The following is a 22,159-nucleotide window of genomic DNA, read 5'->3' as shown; positions in this document are numbered from 1 at the left end:
AAGCCATCACAAGATGGCAATCAACCCTTGAATCAACCCAATCATACCACCTAACAGCGCACCAAGCCATGTTATTGCCCGGAACTCTCGTTTCGAGATCGATAAGACGATCTCTTCGAGGTACGACGTGTCGAGTGATTGGACCTGCTCTTGCACAATCTTATCAATCTTCAATCGGTCCATGATTGTCTCCATTTGGTTCGTGAAGCGCTCAATGACAAGCGCGACACCTTGTGGAACGAGTTCGTCGACAATGCGGGATTCGACGGACTGTGTATACGACGAGACCGGACGATCCAATAATTGTCCGATTGGCAAACGAGATACAACTTGGTCTGTGATGCCATCGATGAGTCGTGCTTCGAGTCGGTCATCGATCAGTGTATCGACCGTCTTCTCACTGAATCGCTCAAATTCACGCGTGATCATCGTCGTCATTCCGTCACGGGTCGATTGACCACGTAAGATGTTGACGATTTCTGGTCGAACCATCTCGACAAAGTTCATGTTTTGAATGAACCCTGCGATAAATCCGAGACGACGCTGGACGAACGAGTCAACCATGTGACGAAGTTGCGCCTCACCTTCAGGAGAATAGAAATATTCCTCTGATTTGACGAGAAGCGCCTCTACGACTTCAGGAATGACCACTCGTACACGGTCCATCCCTTCTTCTCCAAGTAACTCAAACAGCTTTCGTTCTTTCACTTCAGCCATGACGTTCGATAGCTCGTCACGTAGTTTTTCATCTGCTAGCGTGAGGAATCGTGCCTCTGCGTTCGGATAGAGGGGTTCCAATAGCTCGCGAACCGTCTTATCCGAGCGTAACATCGTCTGGACCTCTTGTTGCGCAAAGTGCGTAATATGCGTCGTCACTTGGTCATCTAGCAATCGCTTCCGCATACCCTCTGGTGTCAATAGGTGTTTGACGACCGTCTTCCCTAAACTAGATGCCAGTTCATCTCGACGTTTCGGAATGAGTCCTGGTGTAAAAGGAATCCGGAATGAACCGATGTATTTCGGTTCGTGTGGTCGGAACAACATCTTGATGGCGAGAAAGTTGGTCACGCCCCCGATGGTCGCCCCGATCAATATCATGAGTAAAATCTTAAATAACCCGTCCAAACTGCAAGCCTCCGATCTGAAATATGATACATTGTTGTTGAGGTGATAGTATTGAATACGTTTGATCGTATTAAATCGATTTTTCCGACTGCTGTCCATCGGTCGGAAGATGCATCTGGTGACCTTGATTGGTTCGAGACGCAAGATGGTACCCTATTCGGACTCCCCGCGTTCGAATTGAGCGAACGCGAACAAAAGCTGTTGGCGATGTGGGCGACGCCAATCCTTCAATCAGACCCCCATCAACGAAAATGGCAAGCAACACTTCAAGATGAGACGTTTCGTTTTGAGCAACCGTTTCGGCTCATCTCTCTTTCTCTCCAAGAAGCAGAAGAAGAATCGTTCGAATCCTTCGTCAATATCGTCCGTGACTTTATGCCGCATGCCAAGGTCATCTTGATGTCGACAAGACATATCGAGCTAATTGAGCAAAGCCCATTCGTCGATCTTCAGGAGTTTGAAGACGTATTGCGGGCCATTGCGAGTGACTGTTTCATCGAGGCACATGCTGTCTATAGCGAACGTCCACAAGGTTCGCTTGCCCATGTGTATCGTCAACATCAATTGCTCATGCCATACGCACGTATGTCTACTAAAACTTACCCTGCTAGTCAATTATTATACCATTATTTACTACAACAGGACTCAAAAGAGCGGATGCATATCACTGCCCCGTTAATGCAAATGCTCGATTTATCGACAATCGAATTATTAGAGGCGTTGTTTCGTCACTCGTTGAATGTCTCGCATACCGCCAAAGCACTGTTCATGCATCGAAACACGCTAAATTATCGGCTCGATCGCCTATTTGAGACGACGGGTTACGATGCTCGAACGTTCTATGACGCTAGCCTCCTTCAACTCATGGTCATGTTGCACAAATCCGATTGACGGTTTTTGTGCAACTTGTCCATATTCAATGCAAGCGGTTTCATTATATAATCGTTCTTGTAAGCGCTATTATATACACATAGATTCTTTAGGAGGCTAACGACATGGCAGAAATTCGTTTAGAACACATTGATAAAATTTACGATGGTGGCGTAAAAGCCGTCAGCGATTTCAACTTGCATATCAAAGACCGTGAGTTCATCGTTTTCGTCGGACCGTCTGGTTGCGGAAAATCGACGACACTTCGTATGATCGCAGGACTTGAAGAGATTTCAAACGGTGACTTTATCATTGACGGGAAACGAATGAACGATGTCGCTCCTAAAGATCGTGATATCGCCATGGTCTTCCAAAACTACGCACTTTATCCGCATATGAGCGTCTACGACAACATGGCGTTCGGGTTGAAGCTCCGTAAGTTCCCGAAAGACGAGATCGATCGTCGCGTAAAAGACGCTGCCCGCATTCTCGGTTTGGAAGAATACCTCGAGCGTAAACCAAAAGCGCTGTCAGGTGGACAACGTCAGCGTGTTGCCATCGGTCGTGCAATCGTCCGTGACGCAAAAGTCTTCTTGATGGATGAGCCACTCTCAAACTTGGATGCGAAACTCCGTGTACAAATGCGTAAAGAGATCATTCAACTCCACAACCGCTTGGACACAACGACGATTTACGTTACCCATGACCAAACGGAAGCGATGACACTCGCTACACGGATCGTCATCTTAAAAGACGGAATCATTCAACAAGTCGGTTCGCCGAAAGAAGTATATGATCATCCAGACAACATCTTCGTCGCCGGCTTCATCGGTTCACCATCGATGAACTTCTTCCGCGGTACACTCGCAGAAGGCAAATTCATCACGAACGGTGAAGAAGTCAACGTACCAGAAGGAAAAATGAAGACGCTTCGTGATCGTGGCTATGTCGGAAAAGAGCTCGTCCTCGGAATTCGTCCCGAATCAATCCACGATGAGCCAATCTACATCGACTCACCAACGACACACACGTTCAAAGCGCACATCGACGTCGCTGAGCTCATGGGGTCTGAGTCTTACCTCTACGCTGAACTCGGTGGACAACAGTTCACAGCACGCGTTGACGGTCGCTCGAACATCCACATGGGTGACGATGTCGAACTCGCACTCGATATGACAAAAGCACACTTCTTCGACGGAGAAACTGAAGCAGTCATCCGTTAAGGTATACAAAAAACCTCGATTCGTATGAATCGAGGTTTTTCTTATCGAATCGCGTAACGCTGTTCGAGTTTGTGTTGACCGGCTTGGATCAAGGTCGATAAAATCCAGTAAATCGACGCCGAGAACAAGAGCAACGGCATGACCAAATACGTCGTGGCCGCAATCTGGTCAGACACGTACGTCAACTCCTGTACCGCGATGACCGTCCCGAGGGATGTCGACTTGATGATGTCGATGACCGAGTTCGAGACAGGTGGGATGGCACGTGAGAGTGCCTGTGGGAAAATGATGTCTTTGAAACGTTTCATTTTCGGAATGCCGAGTGCGACACTTGCCTCCACTTGTCCTTTGTCGACCGAGTTGATGGCTGCTCGGAACGCTTCTGAGATATAAGCAGCGAAGTGGAAGCCTAATCCAAAGATGAGCGCCTGCATCCCACTGAGTTGAACGAACCCGGTGAGCCCAACATATAAGATCAACAGTTGAAGTAAGAGCGGTGTTCCACGGAAGAACGAAATGTACGTCCGTGTGAACAATCGTACAATTTTAATCGGACTACTATGAAGTAAAGCGATGATCAGACCGAGCGCCAAGGCGAGAAGAATCGACAGGACACTGGCGATCAACGTGAGCTGGATGGCTTCAAGATAGGCCGAGCGGTTCTCTATGACGGTCGTGATCAGTTCATTCATTGACTGATATCCTCACCGAAGTACTTCTCACCGATTTCTTTCATCGTGCCGTCTTCTTTCATCTCTGTGAGCGCGTCGTTCAACTTGTCAAGCACGTCGCTATCTTGACGTGTCATGAATCCAGCTTCACTTGTGTTGAAGATATCACCGACTGCTTTGACGTCATAACCTGTTTTTTCAAGTTCCGTCAAGATGAAGAGACGGTCGTTGAGGGCCGCGTCCAAACGACCGACTTCGAGGTCTTGAAGGACTTGGTTCGCCCCTTTGTAGAATTTCACTTCAGCGCCAGCTTCTTCAGCCATTTGTGCATAAGCAGAACCTTGTGTCGATCCGACTACTTTTCCGTCGAGGTCGTCGATCCCTTGGATGTCATTGTTGTCTGAACCAACGATGACTTGAGCTCCTGACACCGCGTACGGGTCAGAGAATGCATAGTTCTCTTTACGTTCCTTTGTGATGCTCATTTGGTTGGCAATCATGTCGATGCGTTCAGCGTCGAGTGCCGGGACAAGTCCTTTGAAGTCCATTGCTTCGTATTCCACTTTATAACCGGCACGTTCTGCCGCTTCATTCAAGACGTCGATGTCATATCCAGTCAATTCACCTTTTTCTTTGTACGTGAATGGTGGGTATGTCGCTTCTGTTCCGACCGTGATGACCGCTTCGTCCGCTCCACTGTCTGTTTCGTTACCGCATGCTGCGAGAAGCCCGACTGAAGCTCCGATTGCGAGTACGCTCGTTAATGTCTTTTTCATAATAATTCCGCCTTTCCTATAATCCTTATATGATTACACGGTTTTAAACAATATCCTCATCATACTGGCGCGATGTCTTCATGTCAAACAAAAAACATCACCCTATTTCTAGAGTGATGTTCCTTATCAATCAATCGCTTTCGCTTGTTTCATAACATCCGCCTCAATCGCTTCACGTTTTGCGGTCGTCTTCTCGGCACGATCCGCATGCACACTGAAATAAAACTTGATTTTCGGCTCGGTTCCAGATGGACGAAGACAGAACCACGAACCGTCCGCAAAGACGAATTTCAAGACGTTTGATGATGGCAATTCAATCGTTTCCGATTTACCGGACTGTAAATCGATCGCCACTTGTTTCTTATAGTCTTCGAAACGGGCGACCTCATATCCACCGACTTCTTTTGGCGGATTGGCACGAAACGCCTCCATCATACGTCCGATTTGCTCGAGACCAGCTTTTCCTTTTAACGTCATCGACTGCAAGGACTCTTCATAGAATCCATACTTCTCGTAAATCGACTGCAGCGCATCATAAAGCGTCCGACCGTGTTGCTTATGATAAGCTGCCATCTCGGCTGCGAGTAGGCAAGCCTGAACAGCATCTTTATCACGACAGAAGTCTCCAATCAAATAGCCGTAGCTTTCTTCATACCCGAAGAGGAATTCATATTCGCCTGATTCCTCATATTGTTTGATCTTCTCCCCAATGAACTTGAATCCAGTCAACGTGTTCTCAAGATGTACACCGTACGCTTTTGCAATCGCAGCACCGAGTTCAGACGTGACGATCGTCTTAGCGACAAATCCATTAGACGGCAACGTACCTGTCTCACTCTTTTGTGAGAGGATGTATTCCATTAGGAGCGCGCCTGTCTGGTTCCCAGTCAAGACGAACCACTCCCCGTCCCGTCCGCGCACGGTCAAGCCCACACGGTCCGCATCCGGGTCCGTCGCCATAAGTAAATCAGCATCGACACGGTCCCCGTATTCCATTGCTAATTTAAATGCAGCCTTTTCTTCCGGGTTCGGATAACTGACAGTCGGGAACGCACCATCTGGCTCTGCCTGCTCCTCTACAATTGTCACGTGCTCAAATCCGTACGCCTTCAACCCTTCCATAACCGGACGGCGTCCCGTCCCATGGAGCGGTGAATAGACAATCCGAAGCGGGCTGTCCTGTACGTCATGATGAATCCGAATCGACTGGAGCGCCTCCATATAGGCTTCATCGACTGATGAGTCAACTGTGAGGAGTAGCCCCGTTTGTCGGAGCGCCGCTTCATCTTCAATCTGAATTTTCAGCTCGTCTTCAATCGCATTGACGTACGTAACGAGTTCATCCGCTTCCGCTGGTGGAAGCTGTCCTCCGTCCGCCCCATATACCTTGAATCCGTTATATTCCGGTGGGTTGTGGCTCGCCGTGATCACGATGCCACCGAACGCATTTAAATGACGAACGGCAAACGACAGTTCAGGTGTGGCACGCAAACTTGGGAACAAATACGTCTTGATTCCGTTTGATGCCAATGTCCGCGCCGCTTCTAATGCAAACTCAGGCGAAAAATGACGTGAGTCATGGGCGATGACGACGCCGTGACGTTTCGCCTCTTCCCCTGATGCTGAGATAAAATCAGCAAATCCTTGTGACGCTTTTCGAATCGTATAGACGTTCATCCGGTTCGCACCTGGTCCGATTTCTCCACGCATCCCGCCTGTTCCAAACTCGAGCGTCTTATAAAATGCATCTTCTAATGTGGTTTCATTTTTTGCGAGTTCTTCAAGTTCCGCACGTAAATGCGGCTCGAGCCCTTCGAATTGATTCCAACGGTCATACGTTTGTTGCCATGTCATGATTCATTCCCCTTTCACCCTCAAAAAATTCAATCGAAGTACTCGCCAATTGCTTCCATCTTGTATACGATGAGAGTAACGAAACCTCGAGGTGATATTAATGTTTCCAACAATGCGTGCCCAAGAATTAAAACAAATCGTGCATACGAACTCGATTCGTTTCATCGATTGCCGATATTCGCTAAACGACGCGTCCTATGGTAAATATGTCTACCGAAAGGGACATCTTCCGAACGCTGTCTTTCTCGATTTGATGGAAGACTTGTCCGGTCCGCTCGGCGAACACGGCGGACGGCATCCGCTCCCTTCGAAAGAAGCATGGACGGCAACACTTCGTCGCATCGGCTTGAAAAAAGAAGATTTGGTCATCATTTACGATGACGGCTTCCCATTCGCAGCCCGTGCATGGTGGCTCTTCAAATGGGCCGGTCACGAACGGGTCGTTGTGTTAGAAGGCGGTATCCAATCTGGCATCACTTATTGCGGTGAGACCACTACGGACGTTCCACACTATCCGACAAGCGACTATACGCCAGACTTCCAAGACCATATGATTGCGACACTCGATGAAGTGAAAGCTGCTGCGAGCGGCTCACTCTATGATTCACGAACTGAAGATCGCTTCAACGGGTCACATGAACCAATCGACTCAAAAGCAGGTCATATTCCGAACGCATTGCTCTGCTCTTATGCCGAGGCCATAACAGAACTCGGGACGTTAGAAGACTTCCACGACTTAAAAGAACTGTATAAAGATGTTCTTCCCGTTGAGAACCCCATCTTTTACTGTGGTAGCGGTGTGACCGCCTGCGTCAATATTTTGGCGCTTCACGCTCTCGGAAAAGATGATGTCCGACTCTATCCGGGATCCTATTCCGATTGGATCAGCTATCCAGAAAACGAGGTCCACCCCTAAGGGTGGATCCTTTTTATTTTACGCTCGTCGGTTTGATATTCCAGACCGCGTTTGCGTATTCCGTGATGGTACGGTCACTCGAGAAGATTCCTGACTTCGCCGTATTGACGATTGAGCTTTCAGCCCAACGTGATTGGTCACTGAACACCTCATCGACTCGTCGCTGTGCCCGCATATACGAGACAAAGTCTTTCAAGACGAGGAAGTCATCGTTATAGACGAGGAGAGAATCGAAGATGGATTGGAATTGATATTCGCCCACTTTATCGAACGTTCCGTTGACAAGACCATCGACCACATCTTTGATTTCCTGATGTGCGTGATACATCTCTGCCGCATGATAGCCTCCGAACTTCTTATAGTTCATGACTTCTTGCGGAGATAATCCAAAGATAAAGATGTGATCATCACCGACGGCGTCACGAATTTCGATATTGGCCCCGTCTAACGTTCCAATCGTCAAGGCTCCGTTCATCATGAATTTCATGTTTCCGGTACCGGATGCTTCATAGCTCGCAGTCGAGATTTGTTCGCTCAAGTCAGACCCTGGGAAAATCCGTTCGGCCATGGAGACACGATAGTTTTCAAGGAAGATGACTTTAATGAATTGACTCGCCCGCTTGTCCTTATTGATGAGCGTGGCAAGGGCATTGATATAGCGAATGATCTCTTTCGCATAGTAGTATCCCGGTGCCGCCTTGGCGCCAAAGATAAACGTGCGAGGCACCATCGTAAACGTCGGGTCCGCTTGAATCTTCAAGTAAAGCGCATGGATGTGAAGGGCATTCAGCAATTGTCGCTTATAGGCGTGCAAGCGTTTGACTTGTACGTCAAAGATGGAATGAGGGTCCACTGTCTCTCCCGTTTCTTCTTGAATGTATGCCGCTAAGTCCAATTTGTTTTGTTGCTTCACGTCCATGACTTTTTCTTGGAAGCTCCGGTCTTTCGAAACATCCATCAACTTTTCCAAGTCGTTCGGATGTTCGATCCATGACGGGCCGATTGCTTCCGTAATGGCGTCGGATAATCCCGGGTTCGACTTCAAGAGCCAGCGGCGGTGTGTGATCCCGTTCGTCTTGTTGTTGAAGCGAAGCGGGAACATCTCATATAAGTAACGCATCTCGCGCTGTTTTAAAATATCCGTATGAATTTGCGCTACGCCGTTCGTTGAATGAGAACCGACGACAGCGAGATTGGCCATATTGATCTGTTCGTTTGACACAATTGCAATCTCTCCCATATGGGATTCGAGGTGCGGATAGTTGACGAGTACGTCTCGACAGAAACGTCGATTGATTTCTTCGATGATTTGATACACGCGCGGCAGGAGGCGTTGGTACATCTCGACCGGCCATTTCTCAAGCGCTTCTGCGAGTAGCGTATGGTTCGTGAACGACATGACGCTCTTTGTAATCCGCCACGCCTCGTCCCAACCGTATCCATGCTCATCCATCAAGATGCGCATCAATTCAGGGATTGCGACGACCGGATGCGTATCATTGATATGAATCGCGTAATGGTCGCCTAACTGCTTAAGTGATTTATTTCGCTTCAAATAGGAAACAAGCATCGATTGAATGCCTGCAGATACAAAAAAGTATTGTTGTTTCAAACGTAATACTTTTCCTTCATACGTCGTATCATCTGGATACAAGAATTCCGAAATGGTAGCAATCGACTGTTTATGTTTCAACAAGTCTTTATACGTCCCTTTCGTCTTCTCTAAATACGCCTCGTCGTCAAGTGGTGATTCGGCGTTCCAAAGACGTAACGTATTCACGACATCATTCTTATAACCGATAATCGGCATATCATACGGAACGGCAAGAACAACCTCGTCTGGATGATGGACGACACGCAATCGATCTCCGATTTGTTTCATCTCAATCCAGCCACCGAAATTAATCTCGACCGCTTTATCCTGACGTCTCGTTTCCCACATGTTCCCGTCACGGAGCCAGTTATCCGGCAACTCGACTTGATAGCCGTCTACAATTTTCTGTTTGAAGAGTCCATAACGATAGCGGATCCCGTTTCCATGCCCAGGTAAACTGAGTGCAGCCAACGAATCGAGGAAGCAGGCGGCCAGGCGCCCGAGCCCTCCATTCCCAAGACCCGGCTCTGGTTCCAACTCGGTAATGTCTGTGAAGTCGTATCCGAGATCTTGCAGTCCGTCTCTAACGAGCTCCAATACGTCTAAACTGAGCAAGTTGTTGTATAAGAAGCGACCTAATAAAAATTCTAGCGAGAAATAGATGACTTGCTTACTGTGTTTTTCTTCTTGACGGTCGCGGGTGTGAATCCATTTAGGCATGGCCTGCTCGCGTACCATCGTTGCCAATGTTTGATACACTTCCTGCTCTGTCCCATCCTCGATCGACTTCCCGTTCAATGCAATGAACCGTTCTTTAAATGCGTCGACAAAGCTTTGTTTATCTGTGAACATAAATCAAGTTAGCTCCTTCCACTCATGCGAATAAATGATATAACTCACGATATTGCTTGGCGGATTGTTTCCAGCTATAGTCCGCGGTCATCGCTTGATGGACGAGGGCATGCCAGTTTTCTTTTTCATAGAAGACACGAATCGCTTTTTCAATCGTCGCCAACATCTCATGAGCATTGTAGTTCATGAATCCAAAACCGGTCCCTTCTTGCGTGAACTCGTTGTACGGCTTCACGGTATCCCGGAGTCCACCTGTCTCACGTACGATCGGCAAGGTGCCATATCGCATGGAGATCAATTGACTGAGACCACAAGGCTCAAAACGTGACGGCATTAAAAAGGCATCCGATCCCGCATAAATCAAGTGTGCGAGTTCGATGTCAAAACCGATATATGACCCGACTTTCCCCGGGTGAGCGGCTGTCATCTCGTGAACGATTCTTTCATATTCCGGTTGTCCCGAACCGAGGAACGCGAACTGGCAAGGGAGCTGTCCAAGTTCTTCACGGACACCGTTAATTAAATCGAGACCCTTTTGGTCAACGAGTCGGCTGACAAAACCGATGAGCATGACATCGTCACGTACTTCAAGCCCAAGTCGCTCTTGTAACGCCCGTTTGTTGACAACTTTTCCTTGTTTATAGGTGTCTAGATTGTACATCTCTGCGATTCGCTGATCCGTACTCGGATCGTTTGTCGCCAAATCAATCCCGTTTAAAATGCCACGCACGTCGACTGCCCGATGACGCAACGCCCCGTCTAATCCTTCACCGTAATAGGGTTCCATGATTTCGTCGCGATACGATGGGCTGACGGTCGTGATTTGATCGGAATGGACGATGCCGGCTTTCATGTAATTGACGAGACCGTTATGTTGAATTCCTTCGGCCGTGAAATGTTCAGGACCGAACTGTAGCAATTCTCCAAGAATCTCTTCTGGGAAAATCCCCTGGTATTGTAGGTTATGGATGGTATACACGGTGCGAATGCGTTGATACGCTTCAATATGTTGATAATGGATTCGTAAGAAGGCCGGTAAAATACCTGTCTGCCAGTCATGACAATGCAGGACATCGGGTACGTCTTCCATCTTCCCAATCATTTCGAGTACAGCGCGAGAGAAGAAGGCGAATCGTTCAGCATCATCAAAGTGTCCATATAAGACACCGTCACGTTTAAAGTAATACTCGTTGTCGATGAAGTAATACGTGATGCCGTCCCGCTCTAACTTCAAGACTGCCCCGAACTGTTTGCGCCACCCGACCGGAACAATCAGGTCGAATAAATACTCCATCTCATCCACATACTCTTCAGCGATTGAGCCATATTTCGGCATGACAACACTGACTTCTTCTCCTAGGCCCGCCACCGCTTGAGGGAGCGAACCGACAACGTCGGCCAGCCCCCCCGTTTTCATGAACGGTGCCGCTTCTGAAGCAACATACCAAATTTTCATAAAATCCTCCTCATACCACTGTTCGTTTCGCGATGACAATCGGTTCGTCGATTGTGCCTCGGATGACCTGTCCTCGTTTTACAACAACTTCTTTATCCAAAATCGCGTTTTCAACGACAGCTCCTTCTTCAATGATCGATTTTGATGAAATGATTGAGTTTTTCACGCGTGCGTGTTTACTGACTTCAACACCACGGAAGAGAATACTATTTTGCACCTCGCCATGAATCTTACATCCATTTGCCACGAGCGCCTCGTTTACCTTTGATCCTTTCAAATAACGAGTCGGTGGCTCATGTTTGATTTTCGTGTAGATATGCGGGAAGTCATAAATGATGCCTTCGCCACGGAGTAATCGCATGCTTTCATTATAGTAAGAAAGCACTGAGTGAATGACCTGCATTTTCCCGACATAATGGTACCCGTGCACGTGTAAACGATGAAGCTGGGGACGAATGACGCCATCCAACAGGTCATATTCGCCTTTAGAGGTCGCTTCATCAACGAGACGCATGAAGAGATTCTTCGACATAATGATCGTTTCTGTGTACGTGTACTCATCATCCGGTGAGAATCCGCGCTCAGAGATGCCGACGACGCGGTCATTCTCCCCAAGGCGTATCGGACGACAATAGCCACATTTCTGTTCATGGGTCGTATAGGCAAGCGTGATGTCCGCGCCCATCGATTTATGATGTGCGAGCATGTCGTTGTAGTCAATCGTCGTCAATACATTCGAACCTGTGATGACCACATACGGCTGCTTGCTGCGAATGAAGTGTTCACGGTGCATCGAGAAGTTGGCCAAGTCGCCAAGATACGCTTCTCCGTCCGGTTTCAACGCTGGTGGGAAGATGTGGAGACCGCCTTGCGAACGGTCCAAATCCCACTCTTTCCCTGAACCGAGATGATCCATCAATGAGCGATACTTATCTAACGTAAAGATCCCGACTTGATTAATATTTTGTGTGATCATATTCGTCAAGGTGAAGTCTATCAGGCGATAGCGTCCTGAGAATGGGACTGATGCCAGATTACGATGTCCAGTAAATTCCGGAAACAGACCTTGTTCCGTTCCTAAGTTAATGACCCCTAATAAATCGTTCGTCAACAGTAACGCCTCCTTGCGTGTCTCTTTACTCGTATCAAACTCTTTGTTTGAAGACGGTTCCACTTTCAATGTTTTCGTGTGGTTCAATAACAACGATTTCACCACCCGGCTCACCTACTGTCGCGCCGTCTTCAATGACTGCACAGCTAGCGACAATGGCTCTGTGAATTGTTACATCCTTCCCGATTCTAGCTCCTGGCATAATCACCGAGTCTTTAACGAGTGAACCTTCTCCAACACGGACATCGTAAAATAGCACTGAATGTTGGACTTCGCCTTCGATATGACACCCTTCGTTAATCACAGACTGTTCGACACAAGCGTCTTTTCCAATATACTGAGGAGTCTGGTTCGGGTTGACCGAATAGATTTTCCACTCCGGGTCATATAAATCGAATGGAGGCTCTTCTTCCAAGAGGTCCATGTTCGCTTCCCAAAGAGACTGGATCGTACCGACGTCTTTCCAATAGCCTTTGAATTTATAAGCGAAGACGTCGAGTCCTTGAAGAAGCGTGTTCGGAATGATATTCTTCCCGAAGTCAAAGCTAGACGTTTCGTCTTCAGCATCTTTAATCAAATGTTCGCGCAAGACGCTCCAGTTGAAGATGTAAATCCCCATCGAAGCCAAGTTGCTCTTCGGTTCTTCTGGCTTCTCTTCGAACTCATTGATACGGAGGTCATCCGCTGTGTTCAAAATTCCGAAACGCGGCGCTTCGTCCCACGGCACTTCCATGACAGAGATGGTCACATCGGCTTGTTTTTCTTTATGGGCTTCGAGCATTTTCTCGTAGTCCATTTTATAGATGTGGTCTCCCGAAAGAATCAACACATAATCTGGATCGTAATCATCGATATAGCTCAAGTTACGATAGATTGCATTGGCCGTCCCCTCGTACCAGTTTTTCCCCGACTGTGCTTGGTAAGGTGGGAGAATGGCTAACCCCCCGTTGCGACGATCTAAATCCCATGCCGTCCCGATTCCTAAGTAACGATTCAATTCAAGTGGCTCATATTGCGTTAATACCCCGACTGTTGTAATTCCCGAGTTCGTGCAGTTTGACAATGGGAAATCGATAATGCGGTACTTTCCGCCGAAATTCACGGCCGGTTTCGCCGTTTTTCGCGTGAGAGGCCCCAATCGCTTTCCTTCTCCTCCCGCAAGGAGCATCGCAACCATTTCTTGCTTCATAAATAATAAGCCTCCTCAAAATCGTGATATACAACCTCTTTTACCCTTTTTCGCCCTTTCCTAAAGTATTCCTTCTCGAATTATTATATGATAACGTTTACATTTTTATTTTTTTGTAAATTGGACGATATAATGTATAGAGAGAGGTGAAATAGATGAGAGCTTGGATTGGAACCTTATTTTTTGCTGGACTTTTGGCTGCTTCCTTGTCACTTGCCACTGCATTGAAAGAAGAGATTGATCAGGCAGATGAAATTCTATCTTGGGGACAAGAGCTGGTATCGGCACAACCACTCTCGTCAATGCATGCCGTCACACTCGCATACAACGGTGGAGAACAGCAAATCTACTTGGCGGGCCGCAGAAATGACGTGTCCCCGAAAGCGTTACCCGAACATATCCAAGATGCGATTACAACCATCGAAGACCGTAAGTTCAATGCTCATCCCGGTTATGATTTGAGCGGGATTGCCCGAGCATTTATCAATAACGCGAACGAGACATCTGTCCAAGGTGGGAGTACAATCACGCAACAGTTGGCACGGAACGTGTACCTCACACATGAACGGACATATGAACGAAAAGTGAAAGAGTTATTGCTTGCTCGAGCAATAGAAAAAAATTATAGCAAGAAAGAAATTTTAACAGCTTATAGCAACGTTATTTTTTTTGGACATAATGTATATGGGATTCAATCGGCAGCCGATACATACTTTTCAAGACCGCTCGACGATCTGAATTGGAATCAACTCGCTTACTTGTTGACAGTACCGAATAATCCGTCACTTTATGATCCGCTCAATCCATCTGATGCTTTTTTTGAGCGTAAGGACCGAATCTTGACGCAACTGTTTGAAGCGGGTGTTCTCTCGAAGAGTGCTTACGATCAGTATCATGGCGTCAAGCTCCAAGCATCGTTTCGCAGTCAAACGATTCAATACCCGGACTATATGGATACAGCCGTCCGTGAAGCGATTCAATTGGTACGGACACGTTACGACTTAGATGATACCGAGGCGAGAGAATATTTGTCCACGCATGAAGCGACGATCGAGACTTACTTATCAACCGGGAAGCAGAAACAAGCAAAACAGGTGATGAGTCAACTCCCTCCCGGTGTGAACGGTGGCTATACGGAACTGACACCTCAAGGGAGAATCGTGGCCATGGTCGACTCTGAGATGACGCAGGTCGGTGAGTTCAACCGAGCGACCCAGGCGTACCGCCAACCAGGTTCCGCAATCAAACCGATCCTCGTTTTCGCCCCATTTATCGAAGAGACAGGAGCGAAACTTGACACGGTACTTGACGGTCGTCCGGCTTGTTACGGTTCTTATTGTCCCGGAAATAGTCACAACCGTGTGTTAGGCGATGTCTTATTGAAAGATGCGGTCGCTTTCTCGTATAACACACCTGCGCTCGCCGCCTTCTCAGCAATCGATCAGGAACGCGCGTATAAGACAGCTGATATGATGTTCAGTCAATGGGATGAACAGGACGAGAACTTAGCGAGTGCGCTTGGCGGTCTCACACAAGGGGTCTCCCCAAAAGAACTCGCCGCCGCCTATACCCCATTCTTAAATAAAGGCGAGTATACATCCGGACATACAATCAAACAAATCACATTCAAGTCCGGTGAACCAACACTGACCCCGATCTTAACGGAAGAGACAGTCTGGTCTCCGGAAACGATTAGTGAGATGAAAAAAGCGTTATCGACCGTCACCTCATACGGTACAGGTCGCTATGCGAATCAGCTGAAACATGAGTTTGAGTATCTCGGAGGAAAGACCGGAACAACGAACGACAATAAAGATATGTGGTATGTCGGACTGACCGACCGCACGATCACCGCTATCTGGCTCGGTGCCGATACGCCCCGTCCGTTCCCGGAACTCGCCAACCGTGCGTATCCGGCGATTGTTTGGACACAGGCACATCAATAAAAGGAGTCAGCCACTGAAAAGTGGACTGACTCCTTTGCTTATGTTCGACGTTCAATCTGAAGTCGATAGGCTCCCCAATGCTCCATTAACTCGTCGTGATTGATTAGTTTCCAAGGATTGAAACGAACTTGACCATGTTTGTTGAAAAAGAGTCCTTCTCGCACACAGTAACTCGCATGAATCAGTTGCCCTTGGTCGTTCCAATACGTCAAGACGTCATTCGACCTTGGCGCATCATCCTTCACGGTTTCGTACTCACTTCTCTTTAGGGTCTGGAGGAATGTCTCCGGATGAACCCATTGGTGAACGACTTGTTCGTTTCCTGTGACCGCAAACAACGTCGCCGCGAGACAGTTACTTCCCTCCTGGGTGGGAAACCAATTTGCATAGTCCGCAAGATGCGAGGCAATCGAGTCATCACCGGGTTCCCCTTCCCAACGATCCCACTCCTTCGCATAGTCGAGCAGAAGAGAATGACGCATCTCGATGTCGAGCGCAATCCAATTTTGCGGATGCAAGACGATGAGATGCGTGCCATTCTTCTCTACAATCATCTCATTCGACAGACGTTTCATCTGCTCGACCGATATCGGCAAAACAAGGCCACGATGGGTCGTCACTTGAAATTCCATTAAACGTGTTTTGACGTGCTCCTGTAACTCCTTCAAAAAGCCAGAGAACGCATGGATGACATAAGTTACGTCTTGACCCATCTGCCACGTCACATATGGATTCGTAATATCGGGTCTACGGTAAAGCGGATGATTGAAAAATTCCTGCCTCGGAATCACGAGACAGGAACTCGGTATATCCTCAAGAAACGAAGAATCAATCCAATACAAGGTTTCCTCTGGGACAAATGATTGACACCACGCTTCAATCACATCCGAGGTCGGTCCAAAAGAATGCTTCATAAGATAATATCTCCGACAGAGTTGAACAAGCGAAGGACCGACCAACCTAACCCGCTGATCAACGTCGCCCACATGACGGCCTGCATAAGCAATAAGCCGATGGCTCGTGGGACGGACATCGATTGGCTTACTTGCCAGACATAGTAAAAGAGATACATCAAGAGCGTTCCTACGAGGACGGCGATGACGGCGAGTAACGTGTTCAAAAAGAGAAAGCTGATTCCAGACCCGATGAGGAAGATGATGGCCCCAGGTTTGAGCCGATGAAGCGACGTGCCATTCGTTTCGCGCGCAAAAAAGGCGAAGCCGAGTTGATTGAACGTATCGGCCACCAATTTGAAGGCGCTAAACAACATAAAGAAAATCGTGAAGAATACAACGAGCATGAGCACTTTCGTCTCTTGCACCGATAATAGTTCGATAATTTCACTATATACGCCAATTTGATTCAGCCATTGGATTACGTACTCGGAGGTCGCAATCGCAAGTGACATCGAAAACAAAATAATTCCGATGAGTGGGGCATAGCTCAGTAAGTACACATTCGTTTTCATGTTCCTTCTCCAATTTCACAGTAATTTCTTATATTCAGTGCAATTCACCTACCAAGTATATTATACTATTTATAGTTATGGAGAATAAAAGGGGGATTTTTGGATGGGCCTATTATTGATGGTTGGAATCAGCGTCGTCTTCCTCGCAGCAATTTTGACAGCTGGATATAACCGTAAACCTGAGGGTAACGAATAAGAGCCTGGATTCTTACGAATCCGGCTCTTTTTATTTCAATCCTGCATATCCCTGTTGACGAAGCGCCTCATAGACGATGATGGCTGCTGTATTCGATACGTTCAATGAACGGACGAGGTTCGATTGTGGCAGACGGATGCAGCGATCTAAATTGTTCTCGATGACTTCCATCGGTAACCCTTTCGTCTCACGACCAAAGACGAAGAAATAGTCACCGTCTACATCTGAAACGTCCAAATCACTCGGGTATTGTTCCCCGTACTTCGTAATATAAAAGAACTGACCATCCGGATGCTTCTCCCACAGCTCTTCTAACGAGTCATGATAGCGTACATCGACAAATTGCCAATAGTCGAGACCGGCACGTTTTAACATCTTATCATCCGTCGAGAACCCGAGCGGACGAATCAAATGAAGCACCGAGTTCGTCGCCGCACACGTACGTGAGACGTTCCCTGTATTTGCTGGTATTTCTGGTTGAAACATTACGACATGAATTGCCATGGTTGATTTCCCTCACTTTTTCATTTCAAATTCTAGAAGGCGTTGTTTCTCAGCCAATCCTCCCGCAAAACCGACTAGCTTCCCACCACTTCCAATGACACGGTGACACGGAAATAGAATCGGCAACGGATTTCGATTGAGCGCCTGACCGACGGCGCGAACGGCTTTCGGTCGACCGATTTGTTCAGCAATTTGCTTATATGTGCGTGTCTCGCCGTAAGGAATGGTCAAGAGCGCATCCCAGACCTCCTGTTGAAACGGTGTCCCGTTCATTTCGACGTAGACACGATCTGCTTCTTGAAACCCTGTCCGCTCGACTCGCGTCATGAGATCCCGCAACCATTCAGGCGCCTCTTCTCTCGGTTCATGTGTTGTGAACTCCAATTCGGTCAACTTACCTGCTCCATTTATCTCGTACATTAGCGGTCCCCACTTAGACGACACGATCTTCATGTGCCCACTCCTCTCGATATATGCGAATCTCTTCATGAACCATATCAGATGTTTCATTCCGTTCAATCTCTTCAAATATCGAATCGGCATCAGGTCCAAGAATCGCACCGATTGCCCAAACAGCCGTCGCGCGCATATCTTCGCGTTCATCCTGTTTAATGAATTCCCTTAAGATTGGAATCGCTGAAGGTTCACGGTAGTGCGCGAGCGCTAAAATCGCATTTCGTTGAATCGGTTTCTTCCCGCGCCATGCGCCTGATAAATGTCCGAACTTTTGTTTGAACTCCCGATTGCTTAATGTCAGAAGAGGCTCTAAGAGCGGTTTGACAATCTCAGCTTCCGGTAACAATTCCTCATGGTGGCGCCAATCCTTTTTGCGATTATATGGACAGACTTGCTGACACGTGTCACATCCATATAATCGACCACCAAGCTTCGACCGAAACTCTCGTGGCATCAACGTCTTCATCTGCGTGAGATAGGCGATACAGCGCTTCGCATCGAGGACACCTGGTTCTACAAGGGCCGTCGTCGGACAAGCTGTCATACATTTATCGCAATCCCCACATCCGTCTTCAATTGCTTCATCCGGTGGTAAGTATACATCTAAAATCATTTCGCCCAAATAAAGATAGGATCCTTTCTCAGGAGAGATGATGGAACAGTTTTTCCCACTAAATCCAATCCCCGCACGTTCTGCGACAGCACGGTCGACGAGCTCACCCGTATCGACCATCGAACGCGTTCGCACGTTTGGAACCAATTCTTCAATGTACGCTTGAAGTTTGGCCAATCGATCGCCGACCGCCCGATGGTAATCGAGTCCCCACGAAGCACGAGCAAACAACCCTCGTCTCTCGCCGGCGACACTACGGGGCGCATCTTTTAATTTACTTGGATAGGCGATGGCGATCGCAATGATCGACTGGGCTTCTTCAAGTAAGAGCTCCGGGTTCGTACGTTTCTCTAAGTCGGGCTCTTCAAACCCAGAGGCAAACCCTTTCTCTTGCTGCCGAATGAGTCGTTGTTTCATGACGATGAACGGATCAGCTGTCGTCACTTTCAACTCATCAATCCCGATGGTTTCGGCATACGCTAAGATTTGTTGTTTTAATGTGTACGGGTCCATTCCGTTCACCTCCTCTATATATTTTCGCATACAAAAAATCTCTCCGCCACTCGGCAGAGAGATATGAAGCGGGTGAAGAGAATCGAACTCTCGTCATCAGCTTGGAAGGCTGAGGTTTTACCATTAAACTACACCCGCATGAAATATTGTTGTCGTTCAAGCGACTATAGTTAATATACACCTATACTATTAAACTGTCAACAAGTATTCGTAAGTTTTTCTAAAATCAATGAAATCAATATGTTAATATATCTTAATCATTCAAAAGATCATGGATGAAACAAAGAATCGAGTGGCGTCAGGATTTGAAATTAACGGCCGTGCCCCTCTGTTTCTGCACACGTCAACGCTGTAAGTTGACCGTTCTGATACAAATCCACATGAAGGAAACGATCTTGGATATTGTTATAGATATGGAAGACGTCTCGTGTTTGTCCAATTCGCTCGACTTGCTTCAAAAGTTCTTCTTTGACGGGACGTGACATCTGATTCGCAACGTGTGTATGGAAGATACATAACATCTCCGCTTCAGGTACACGCGATACGAGTTCTTGTAACTTCGTCACAACATCCCCTTCAATGAGCGTCACCTTATTCAAATTGACTTCATTCATGGCGGCCTGAAGCAGTTGCCGCCTTGTTTCATGTTCTGGCCAAATTAACACATTTAACCATGACCGCTCTGCTTCGTCTGTCAAATCCACATTGTTCAGACGCGTTCCGATTTCTAATGGCCTCGTAGCTTCGAGACGGAATGGTTCATCTGATTCAACGGCCGCTGAGATGTTTACTGATGAGGCGTTTATCGGATTGAATGAGACGCCATTATACTCATAAGCATATTGATCCACAAATAGTTGAAGCCCTGCACTCGTTCCGATTTCGAGCAGTCCGAGTGATCGCTTCTTCTGTTGTTGAATCTTCGAAAAGATTGGATACAAGTAGGGGCATCGTTGAACCTCGTTCGTCAGCACACGACGGGTCTTCAATCGATGACGGATCTCACTTTCGTATGTATGGCAAAAAGCTAAAAAAGAGGGAAATACATCTTCAGCTTGTTTTGGATATTTTGTCACGCTAGGATAATAGGTGGCCAACTCATCAGCAGAGTGTTGAATTAACAGTTCATGAACAGCTGCAAACAATAGATTTGGAACAAGTTGTCCCTTTAGTATGTTTTCACACAAAGATAAGAGCCATTCATGCTGGGCCACTTCTCTAGCCAGCACTTCGTATAAGCGACTAGATCCCACACATTCGTTGTCAGCAAATCGGATGAACCGATTCGATTATTCTGTATATTGAATATCACCCACCTCGTTTCTTCTTGTAAAAACATTCGAGCTGAACGAATGTCTTTCCTTCTCAATAAAGGATAGAGAACACAAAAAAGACCCTAACCTCAGTTAGAGTCATACGGATACCGGTGGTCGGAGTCGAACCGACACTCCAGAGGAACACGATTTTGAGTCGTGCGCGTCTACCAATTCCGCCACACCGGCATATTATGTTGGAGGCGCCAGTCGGAATCGAACCGACGATAAAGGAGTTGCAGTCCTCTGCCTTACCACTTGGCTATGGCGCCAAAAGTCATTGGAGCGGAAGACGGGATTCGAACCCGCGACCCCGACCTTGGCAAGGTCGTATTCTACCACTGAACTACTTCCGCAAAATGGCTGGGCTGGAAGGGATCGAACCTTCGCATGTCGGAATCAAAATCCGATGCCTTACCACTTGGCTACAGCCCAATAATAATGGGGCGACTGAAGGGAATTGAACCCTCGAATGCCGGAATCACAATCCGGTGCGTTAACCACTTCGCCACAATCGCCATGATGAAATTAAAACAGGGGCAGCAGGAATCGAACCCGCGCTGACGGTTTTGGAGACCGTAGTTCTACCGCTAAACTATGCCCCTAAGTGGTGGGGGGGGGCGGATTCGAACCGCCGAACCCGAGGGAGCGGATTTACAGTCCGCCGCGTTTAGCCACTTCGCTACCCCCCCACATATGGTGGCTTTGGACGGAATCGAACCGCCGACACAAGGATTTTCAGTCCTTTGCTCTACCAACTGAGCTACAAAGCCATATGTAGTATGATTGATTTTAAAATAAAAATGGCGGTCTCGACGGGATTCGAACCCGCGATCTTCTGCGTGACAGGCAGACATGTTAACCCCTACACCACGAGACCGGACTTAATTGCGGGGGCCGGATTTGAACCGACGACCTTCGGGTTATGAGCCCGACGAGCTACCAGACTGCTCCACCCCGCGACGATATAAAATTAAATGGTGACCCGTACGGGATTCGAACCCGTGTTACCGCCGTGAAAGGGCGGTGTCTTAACCGCTTGACCAACGGGCCATTACATATTTGAAAAACTGGCGGAGAGCAAGGGATTCGAACCCTTGAGACGGTTTTGCCGCCTACACGAATTCCAATCGTGCTCCTTCGGCCACTCGGACAGCTCTCCAAAAGAGAAAGTGGCTCCGCAAGTAGGATTTGAACCTACGACCTACCGGTTAACAGCCGGTTGCTCTACCACTGAGCTATTGCGGAACGATCTTGCCTGGCAACGTCCTATCCTCACAGGGGGAGATCCCCCAACTACTTTCGGCGCTGAGACGCTTAACTTCCGTGTTCGGCATGGGAACGGGTGTGGCCGTCTCGCTATCGCCACCAGACAAAATGAATATTAACACCGCGTCATACGCATGTCAATATTGTTTTAGGGTTTGTTCCCTGAAAACTGAGGATTCATCAACACAAACCATTAGACTAGATCAAAGCCTCGACCGATTAGTATCATTCAGCTCCACGTGTC

Annotated in this window: 18 protein-coding genes, 14 tRNA genes and 1 rRNA gene; 4 read left to right on the top strand and 29 right to left on the bottom strand. The window is 47.6% G+C overall.

Annotated elements, in window-relative coordinates; all coding sequences use genetic code 11:
- Positions 1 to 6 precede the first annotated feature (6 nt).
- Positions 7 to 1,098, bottom strand: coding sequence for a DUF445 domain-containing protein (locus KNO68_RS00165; protein WP_214689406.1), 1,092 nt, complete (start codon positions 1,096 to 1,098; stop codon positions 7 to 9).
- 69 nt (positions 1,099 to 1,167) lie between these two features.
- On the opposite strand from KNO68_RS00165, the gene KNO68_RS00160 reads away from it, so the two are divergent.
- The gene (locus tag KNO68_RS00160) at positions 1,168 to 2,016 is read left to right on the top strand and encodes a PucR family transcriptional regulator (protein WP_287472313.1); all 849 of its coding nucleotides are present in this window, start codon (positions 1,168 to 1,170) and stop codon (positions 2,014 to 2,016) included.
- A gap of 104 nt (positions 2,017 to 2,120) precedes the next feature.
- A complete protein-coding gene (locus KNO68_RS00155; RefSeq protein ID WP_015880921.1) occupies positions 2,121 to 3,218 on the top strand; it encodes an ABC transporter ATP-binding protein in 1,098 nt (365 codons plus the stop codon).
- 41 nt (positions 3,219 to 3,259) lie between these two features.
- On the opposite strand, the gene KNO68_RS00150 is transcribed toward KNO68_RS00155, so the two are convergent.
- The 3 genes from KNO68_RS00150 to KNO68_RS00140 all read right to left on the bottom strand — a co-directional run bounded on the left by KNO68_RS00150 (position 3,260) and on the right by KNO68_RS00140 (position 6,519).
- Positions 3,260 to 3,910 (bottom strand): amino acid ABC transporter permease, encoded by a 651-nt coding sequence (locus KNO68_RS00150; protein WP_214872892.1) that lies wholly within the window; start codon positions 3,908 to 3,910, stop codon positions 3,260 to 3,262.
- Complete coding sequence (locus KNO68_RS00145; protein WP_078146406.1) at positions 3,907 to 4,665, bottom strand: transporter substrate-binding domain-containing protein; 759 nt, start codon at positions 4,663 to 4,665, stop codon at positions 3,907 to 3,909. Before KNO68_RS00145 ends, KNO68_RS00150 begins: the two co-directional genes overlap by 4 nt.
- A 126-nt stretch (positions 4,666 to 4,791) precedes the next feature.
- Positions 4,792 to 6,519, bottom strand: a complete 1,728-nt coding sequence (locus KNO68_RS00140) for a phospho-sugar mutase (protein WP_214817730.1) — start codon at positions 6,517 to 6,519, stop codon at positions 4,792 to 4,794.
- Between the two features lie 100 nt (positions 6,520 to 6,619).
- On the opposite strand from KNO68_RS00140, the gene KNO68_RS00135 reads away from it, so the two are divergent.
- Positions 6,620 to 7,435 (top strand): sulfurtransferase, encoded by an 816-nt coding sequence (locus KNO68_RS00135; protein WP_078146404.1) that lies wholly within the window; start codon positions 6,620 to 6,622, stop codon positions 7,433 to 7,435.
- A 13-nt stretch (positions 7,436 to 7,448) separates the two neighbouring features.
- On the opposite strand, the gene KNO68_RS00130 is transcribed toward KNO68_RS00135, so the two are convergent.
- The 4 genes from KNO68_RS00130 to KNO68_RS00115 are packed head-to-tail and all read right to left on the bottom strand — an operon-like array spanning position 7,449 to position 13,637.
- On the bottom strand, positions 7,449 to 9,881 hold the full coding sequence (locus tag KNO68_RS00130; RefSeq protein ID WP_214731803.1) for a glycogen/starch/alpha-glucan phosphorylase: 2,433 nt from the start codon (positions 9,879 to 9,881) through the stop codon (positions 7,449 to 7,451).
- A 22-nt stretch (positions 9,882 to 9,903) separates the two neighbouring features.
- Positions 9,904 to 11,337, bottom strand: a complete 1,434-nt coding sequence (glgA, locus tag KNO68_RS00125) for a glycogen synthase GlgA (protein ID WP_214685798.1) — start codon at positions 11,335 to 11,337, stop codon at positions 9,904 to 9,906.
- 10 nt (positions 11,338 to 11,347) lie between these two features.
- Positions 11,348 to 12,550 carry a glucose-1-phosphate adenylyltransferase subunit GlgD gene (gene glgD, locus KNO68_RS00120; RefSeq protein WP_353047372.1) on the bottom strand — a complete coding sequence of 401 codons (1,203 nt, stop codon included), beginning with the start codon at positions 12,548 to 12,550 and terminating at the stop codon, positions 11,348 to 11,350.
- The gene (locus KNO68_RS00115) at positions 12,483 to 13,637 is read right to left on the bottom strand and encodes a glucose-1-phosphate adenylyltransferase (protein ID WP_015880913.1); all 1,155 of its coding nucleotides are present in this window, start codon (positions 13,635 to 13,637) and stop codon (positions 12,483 to 12,485) included. Before KNO68_RS00115 ends, glgD begins: the two co-directional genes overlap by 68 nt.
- 155 nt (positions 13,638 to 13,792) lie before the next feature.
- Between KNO68_RS00115 and KNO68_RS00110 the strand changes: the two genes are divergently transcribed.
- Positions 13,793 to 15,583, top strand: a complete 1,791-nt coding sequence (locus KNO68_RS00110; protein WP_215111889.1) for a transglycosylase domain-containing protein — start codon at positions 13,793 to 13,795, stop codon at positions 15,581 to 15,583.
- Between the two features lie 38 nt (positions 15,584 to 15,621).
- On the opposite strand, the gene KNO68_RS00105 is transcribed toward KNO68_RS00110, so the two are convergent.
- The 21 genes from KNO68_RS00105 to rrf form a co-directional block, all read right to left on the bottom strand.
- Positions 15,622 to 16,497 carry a hypothetical protein gene (locus KNO68_RS00105; protein ID WP_215111888.1) on the bottom strand — a complete coding sequence of 292 codons (876 nt, stop codon included), beginning with the start codon at positions 16,495 to 16,497 and terminating at the stop codon, positions 15,622 to 15,624.
- The gene (locus KNO68_RS00100) at positions 16,494 to 17,051 is read right to left on the bottom strand and encodes a DUF5366 family protein (protein ID WP_078146399.1); all 558 of its coding nucleotides are present in this window, start codon (positions 17,049 to 17,051) and stop codon (positions 16,494 to 16,496) included. The genes KNO68_RS00105 and KNO68_RS00100 overlap by 4 nt, the downstream gene beginning before the upstream one ends.
- Before the next feature lie 226 nt (positions 17,052 to 17,277).
- On the bottom strand, positions 17,278 to 17,751 hold the full coding sequence (gene trmL / locus KNO68_RS00095) for a tRNA (uridine(34)/cytosine(34)/5-carboxymethylaminomethyluridine(34)-2'-O)-methyltransferase TrmL (protein WP_015880908.1): 474 nt from the start codon (positions 17,749 to 17,751) through the stop codon (positions 17,278 to 17,280).
- Positions 17,752 to 17,763: 12 nt separating this feature from the next.
- Positions 17,764 to 18,204 carry a methylated-DNA--[protein]-cysteine S-methyltransferase gene (locus tag KNO68_RS00090; RefSeq protein ID WP_078146398.1) on the bottom strand — a complete coding sequence of 147 codons (441 nt, stop codon included), beginning with the start codon at positions 18,202 to 18,204 and terminating at the stop codon, positions 17,764 to 17,766.
- Complete coding sequence (gene queG / locus KNO68_RS00085; RefSeq protein ID WP_214689400.1) at positions 18,185 to 19,333, bottom strand: tRNA epoxyqueuosine(34) reductase QueG; 1,149 nt, start codon at positions 19,331 to 19,333, stop codon at positions 18,185 to 18,187. Before queG ends, KNO68_RS00090 begins: the two co-directional genes overlap by 20 nt.
- A 67-nt stretch (positions 19,334 to 19,400) precedes the next feature.
- A tRNA-Gly gene (locus tag KNO68_RS00080) sits at positions 19,401 to 19,471 on the bottom strand.
- A 173-nt stretch (positions 19,472 to 19,644) separates the two neighbouring features.
- The gene (locus KNO68_RS00075) at positions 19,645 to 20,610 is read right to left on the bottom strand and encodes a DUF2332 domain-containing protein (RefSeq protein ID WP_353047963.1); all 966 of its coding nucleotides are present in this window, start codon (positions 20,608 to 20,610) and stop codon (positions 19,645 to 19,647) included.
- Positions 20,611 to 20,754: 144 nt separating this feature from the next.
- Positions 20,755 to 20,835: transfer RNA gene (locus KNO68_RS00070), tRNA-Leu, on the bottom strand.
- A gap of 9 nt (positions 20,836 to 20,844) precedes the next feature.
- A tRNA-Cys gene (locus KNO68_RS00065) sits at positions 20,845 to 20,918 on the bottom strand.
- Between the two features lie 9 nt (positions 20,919 to 20,927).
- Positions 20,928 to 21,002, bottom strand: a tRNA-Gly gene (locus KNO68_RS00060).
- 4 nt (positions 21,003 to 21,006) lie between these two features.
- A tRNA-Gln gene (locus KNO68_RS00055) sits at positions 21,007 to 21,081 on the bottom strand.
- Between the two features lie 7 nt (positions 21,082 to 21,088).
- A tRNA-His gene (locus KNO68_RS00050) sits at positions 21,089 to 21,164 on the bottom strand.
- Between the two features lie 16 nt (positions 21,165 to 21,180).
- Positions 21,181 to 21,251 (bottom strand) — tRNA-Trp (locus KNO68_RS00045).
- Between the two features lie 3 nt (positions 21,252 to 21,254).
- A tRNA-Tyr gene (locus KNO68_RS00040) sits at positions 21,255 to 21,338 on the bottom strand.
- Positions 21,339 to 21,343: 5 nt separating this feature from the next.
- Positions 21,344 to 21,419: transfer RNA gene (locus tag KNO68_RS00035), tRNA-Phe, on the bottom strand.
- A 31-nt stretch (positions 21,420 to 21,450) separates the two neighbouring features.
- Positions 21,451 to 21,526 (bottom strand) — tRNA-Asp (locus tag KNO68_RS00030).
- 8 nt (positions 21,527 to 21,534) lie between these two features.
- A tRNA-Met gene (locus KNO68_RS00025) sits at positions 21,535 to 21,608 on the bottom strand.
- A gap of 16 nt (positions 21,609 to 21,624) precedes the next feature.
- A tRNA-Glu gene (locus tag KNO68_RS00020) sits at positions 21,625 to 21,699 on the bottom strand.
- Between the two features lie 18 nt (positions 21,700 to 21,717).
- A tRNA-Ser gene (locus KNO68_RS00015) sits at positions 21,718 to 21,808 on the bottom strand.
- An 11-nt stretch (positions 21,809 to 21,819) separates the two neighbouring features.
- A tRNA-Asn gene (locus KNO68_RS00010) sits at positions 21,820 to 21,894 on the bottom strand.
- 8 nt (positions 21,895 to 21,902) lie between these two features.
- Positions 21,903 to 22,019, bottom strand: a 5S ribosomal RNA gene (rrf, locus tag KNO68_RS00005).
- Positions 22,020 to 22,159 lie beyond the last annotated feature (140 nt).

The sequence above is a fragment of the Exiguobacterium sp. s75 genome, assembly GCF_018617145.1.
Lineage (GTDB): Bacteria > Bacillota > Bacilli > Exiguobacteriales > Exiguobacteriaceae > Exiguobacterium > Exiguobacterium profundum.
The sequence above is the reverse complement of the archived record's forward strand: the minus strand, read 5'-3'. Positions and strand labels throughout refer to the sequence as shown.

What these genes read in the sequence shown, in the direction of transcription:
- KNO68_RS00140 (WP_214817730.1), bottom strand. Translation starts at nt 6,519, where the DNA reads ATGACATGGCAACAAACGTATGACCGTTGGAATCAATTCGAAGGGCTC.
- KNO68_RS00155 (WP_015880921.1), top strand. Translation starts at nt 2,121, where the DNA reads ATGGCAGAAATTCGTTTAGAACACATTGATAAAATTTACGATGGTGGC.
- KNO68_RS00135 (WP_078146404.1), top strand. Translation starts at nt 6,620, where the DNA reads ATGTTTCCAACAATGCGTGCCCAAGAATTAAAACAAATCGTGCATACG.
- KNO68_RS00110 (WP_215111889.1), top strand. Translation starts at nt 13,793, where the DNA reads ATGAGAGCTTGGATTGGAACCTTATTTTTTGCTGGACTTTTGGCTGCT.
- KNO68_RS00115 (WP_015880913.1), bottom strand. Translation starts at nt 13,637, where the DNA reads ATGAAGCAAGAAATGGTTGCGATGCTCCTTGCGGGAGGAGAAGGAAAG.
- KNO68_RS00150 (WP_214872892.1), bottom strand. Translation starts at nt 3,910, where the DNA reads ATGAATGAACTGATCACGACCGTCATAGAGAACCGCTCGGCCTATCTT.
- glgA (WP_214685798.1), bottom strand. Translation starts at nt 11,337, where the DNA reads ATGAAAATTTGGTATGTTGCTTCAGAAGCGGCACCGTTCATGAAAACG.
- trmL (WP_015880908.1), bottom strand. Translation starts at nt 17,751, where the DNA reads ATGGCAATTCATGTCGTAATGTTTCAACCAGAAATACCAGCAAATACA.
- KNO68_RS00105 (WP_215111888.1), bottom strand. Translation starts at nt 16,497, where the DNA reads ATGAAGCATTCTTTTGGACCGACCTCGGATGTGATTGAAGCGTGGTGT.
- KNO68_RS00165 (WP_214689406.1), bottom strand. Translation starts at nt 1,098, where the DNA reads ATGATATTGATCGGGGCGACCATCGGGGGCGTGACCAACTTTCTCGCC.
- KNO68_RS00100 (WP_078146399.1), bottom strand. Translation starts at nt 17,051, where the DNA reads ATGAAAACGAATGTGTACTTACTGAGCTATGCCCCACTCATCGGAATT.
- KNO68_RS00130 (WP_214731803.1), bottom strand. Translation starts at nt 9,881, where the DNA reads ATGTTCACAGATAAACAAAGCTTTGTCGACGCATTTAAAGAACGGTTC.
- KNO68_RS00090 (WP_078146398.1), bottom strand. Translation starts at nt 18,204, where the DNA reads ATGAAGATCGTGTCGTCTAAGTGGGGACCGCTAATGTACGAGATAAAT.
- KNO68_RS00145 (WP_078146406.1), bottom strand. Translation starts at nt 4,665, where the DNA reads ATGAAAAAGACATTAACGAGCGTACTCGCAATCGGAGCTTCAGTCGGG.
- queG (WP_214689400.1), bottom strand. Translation starts at nt 19,333, where the DNA reads ATGGACCCGTACACATTAAAACAACAAATCTTAGCGTATGCCGAAACC.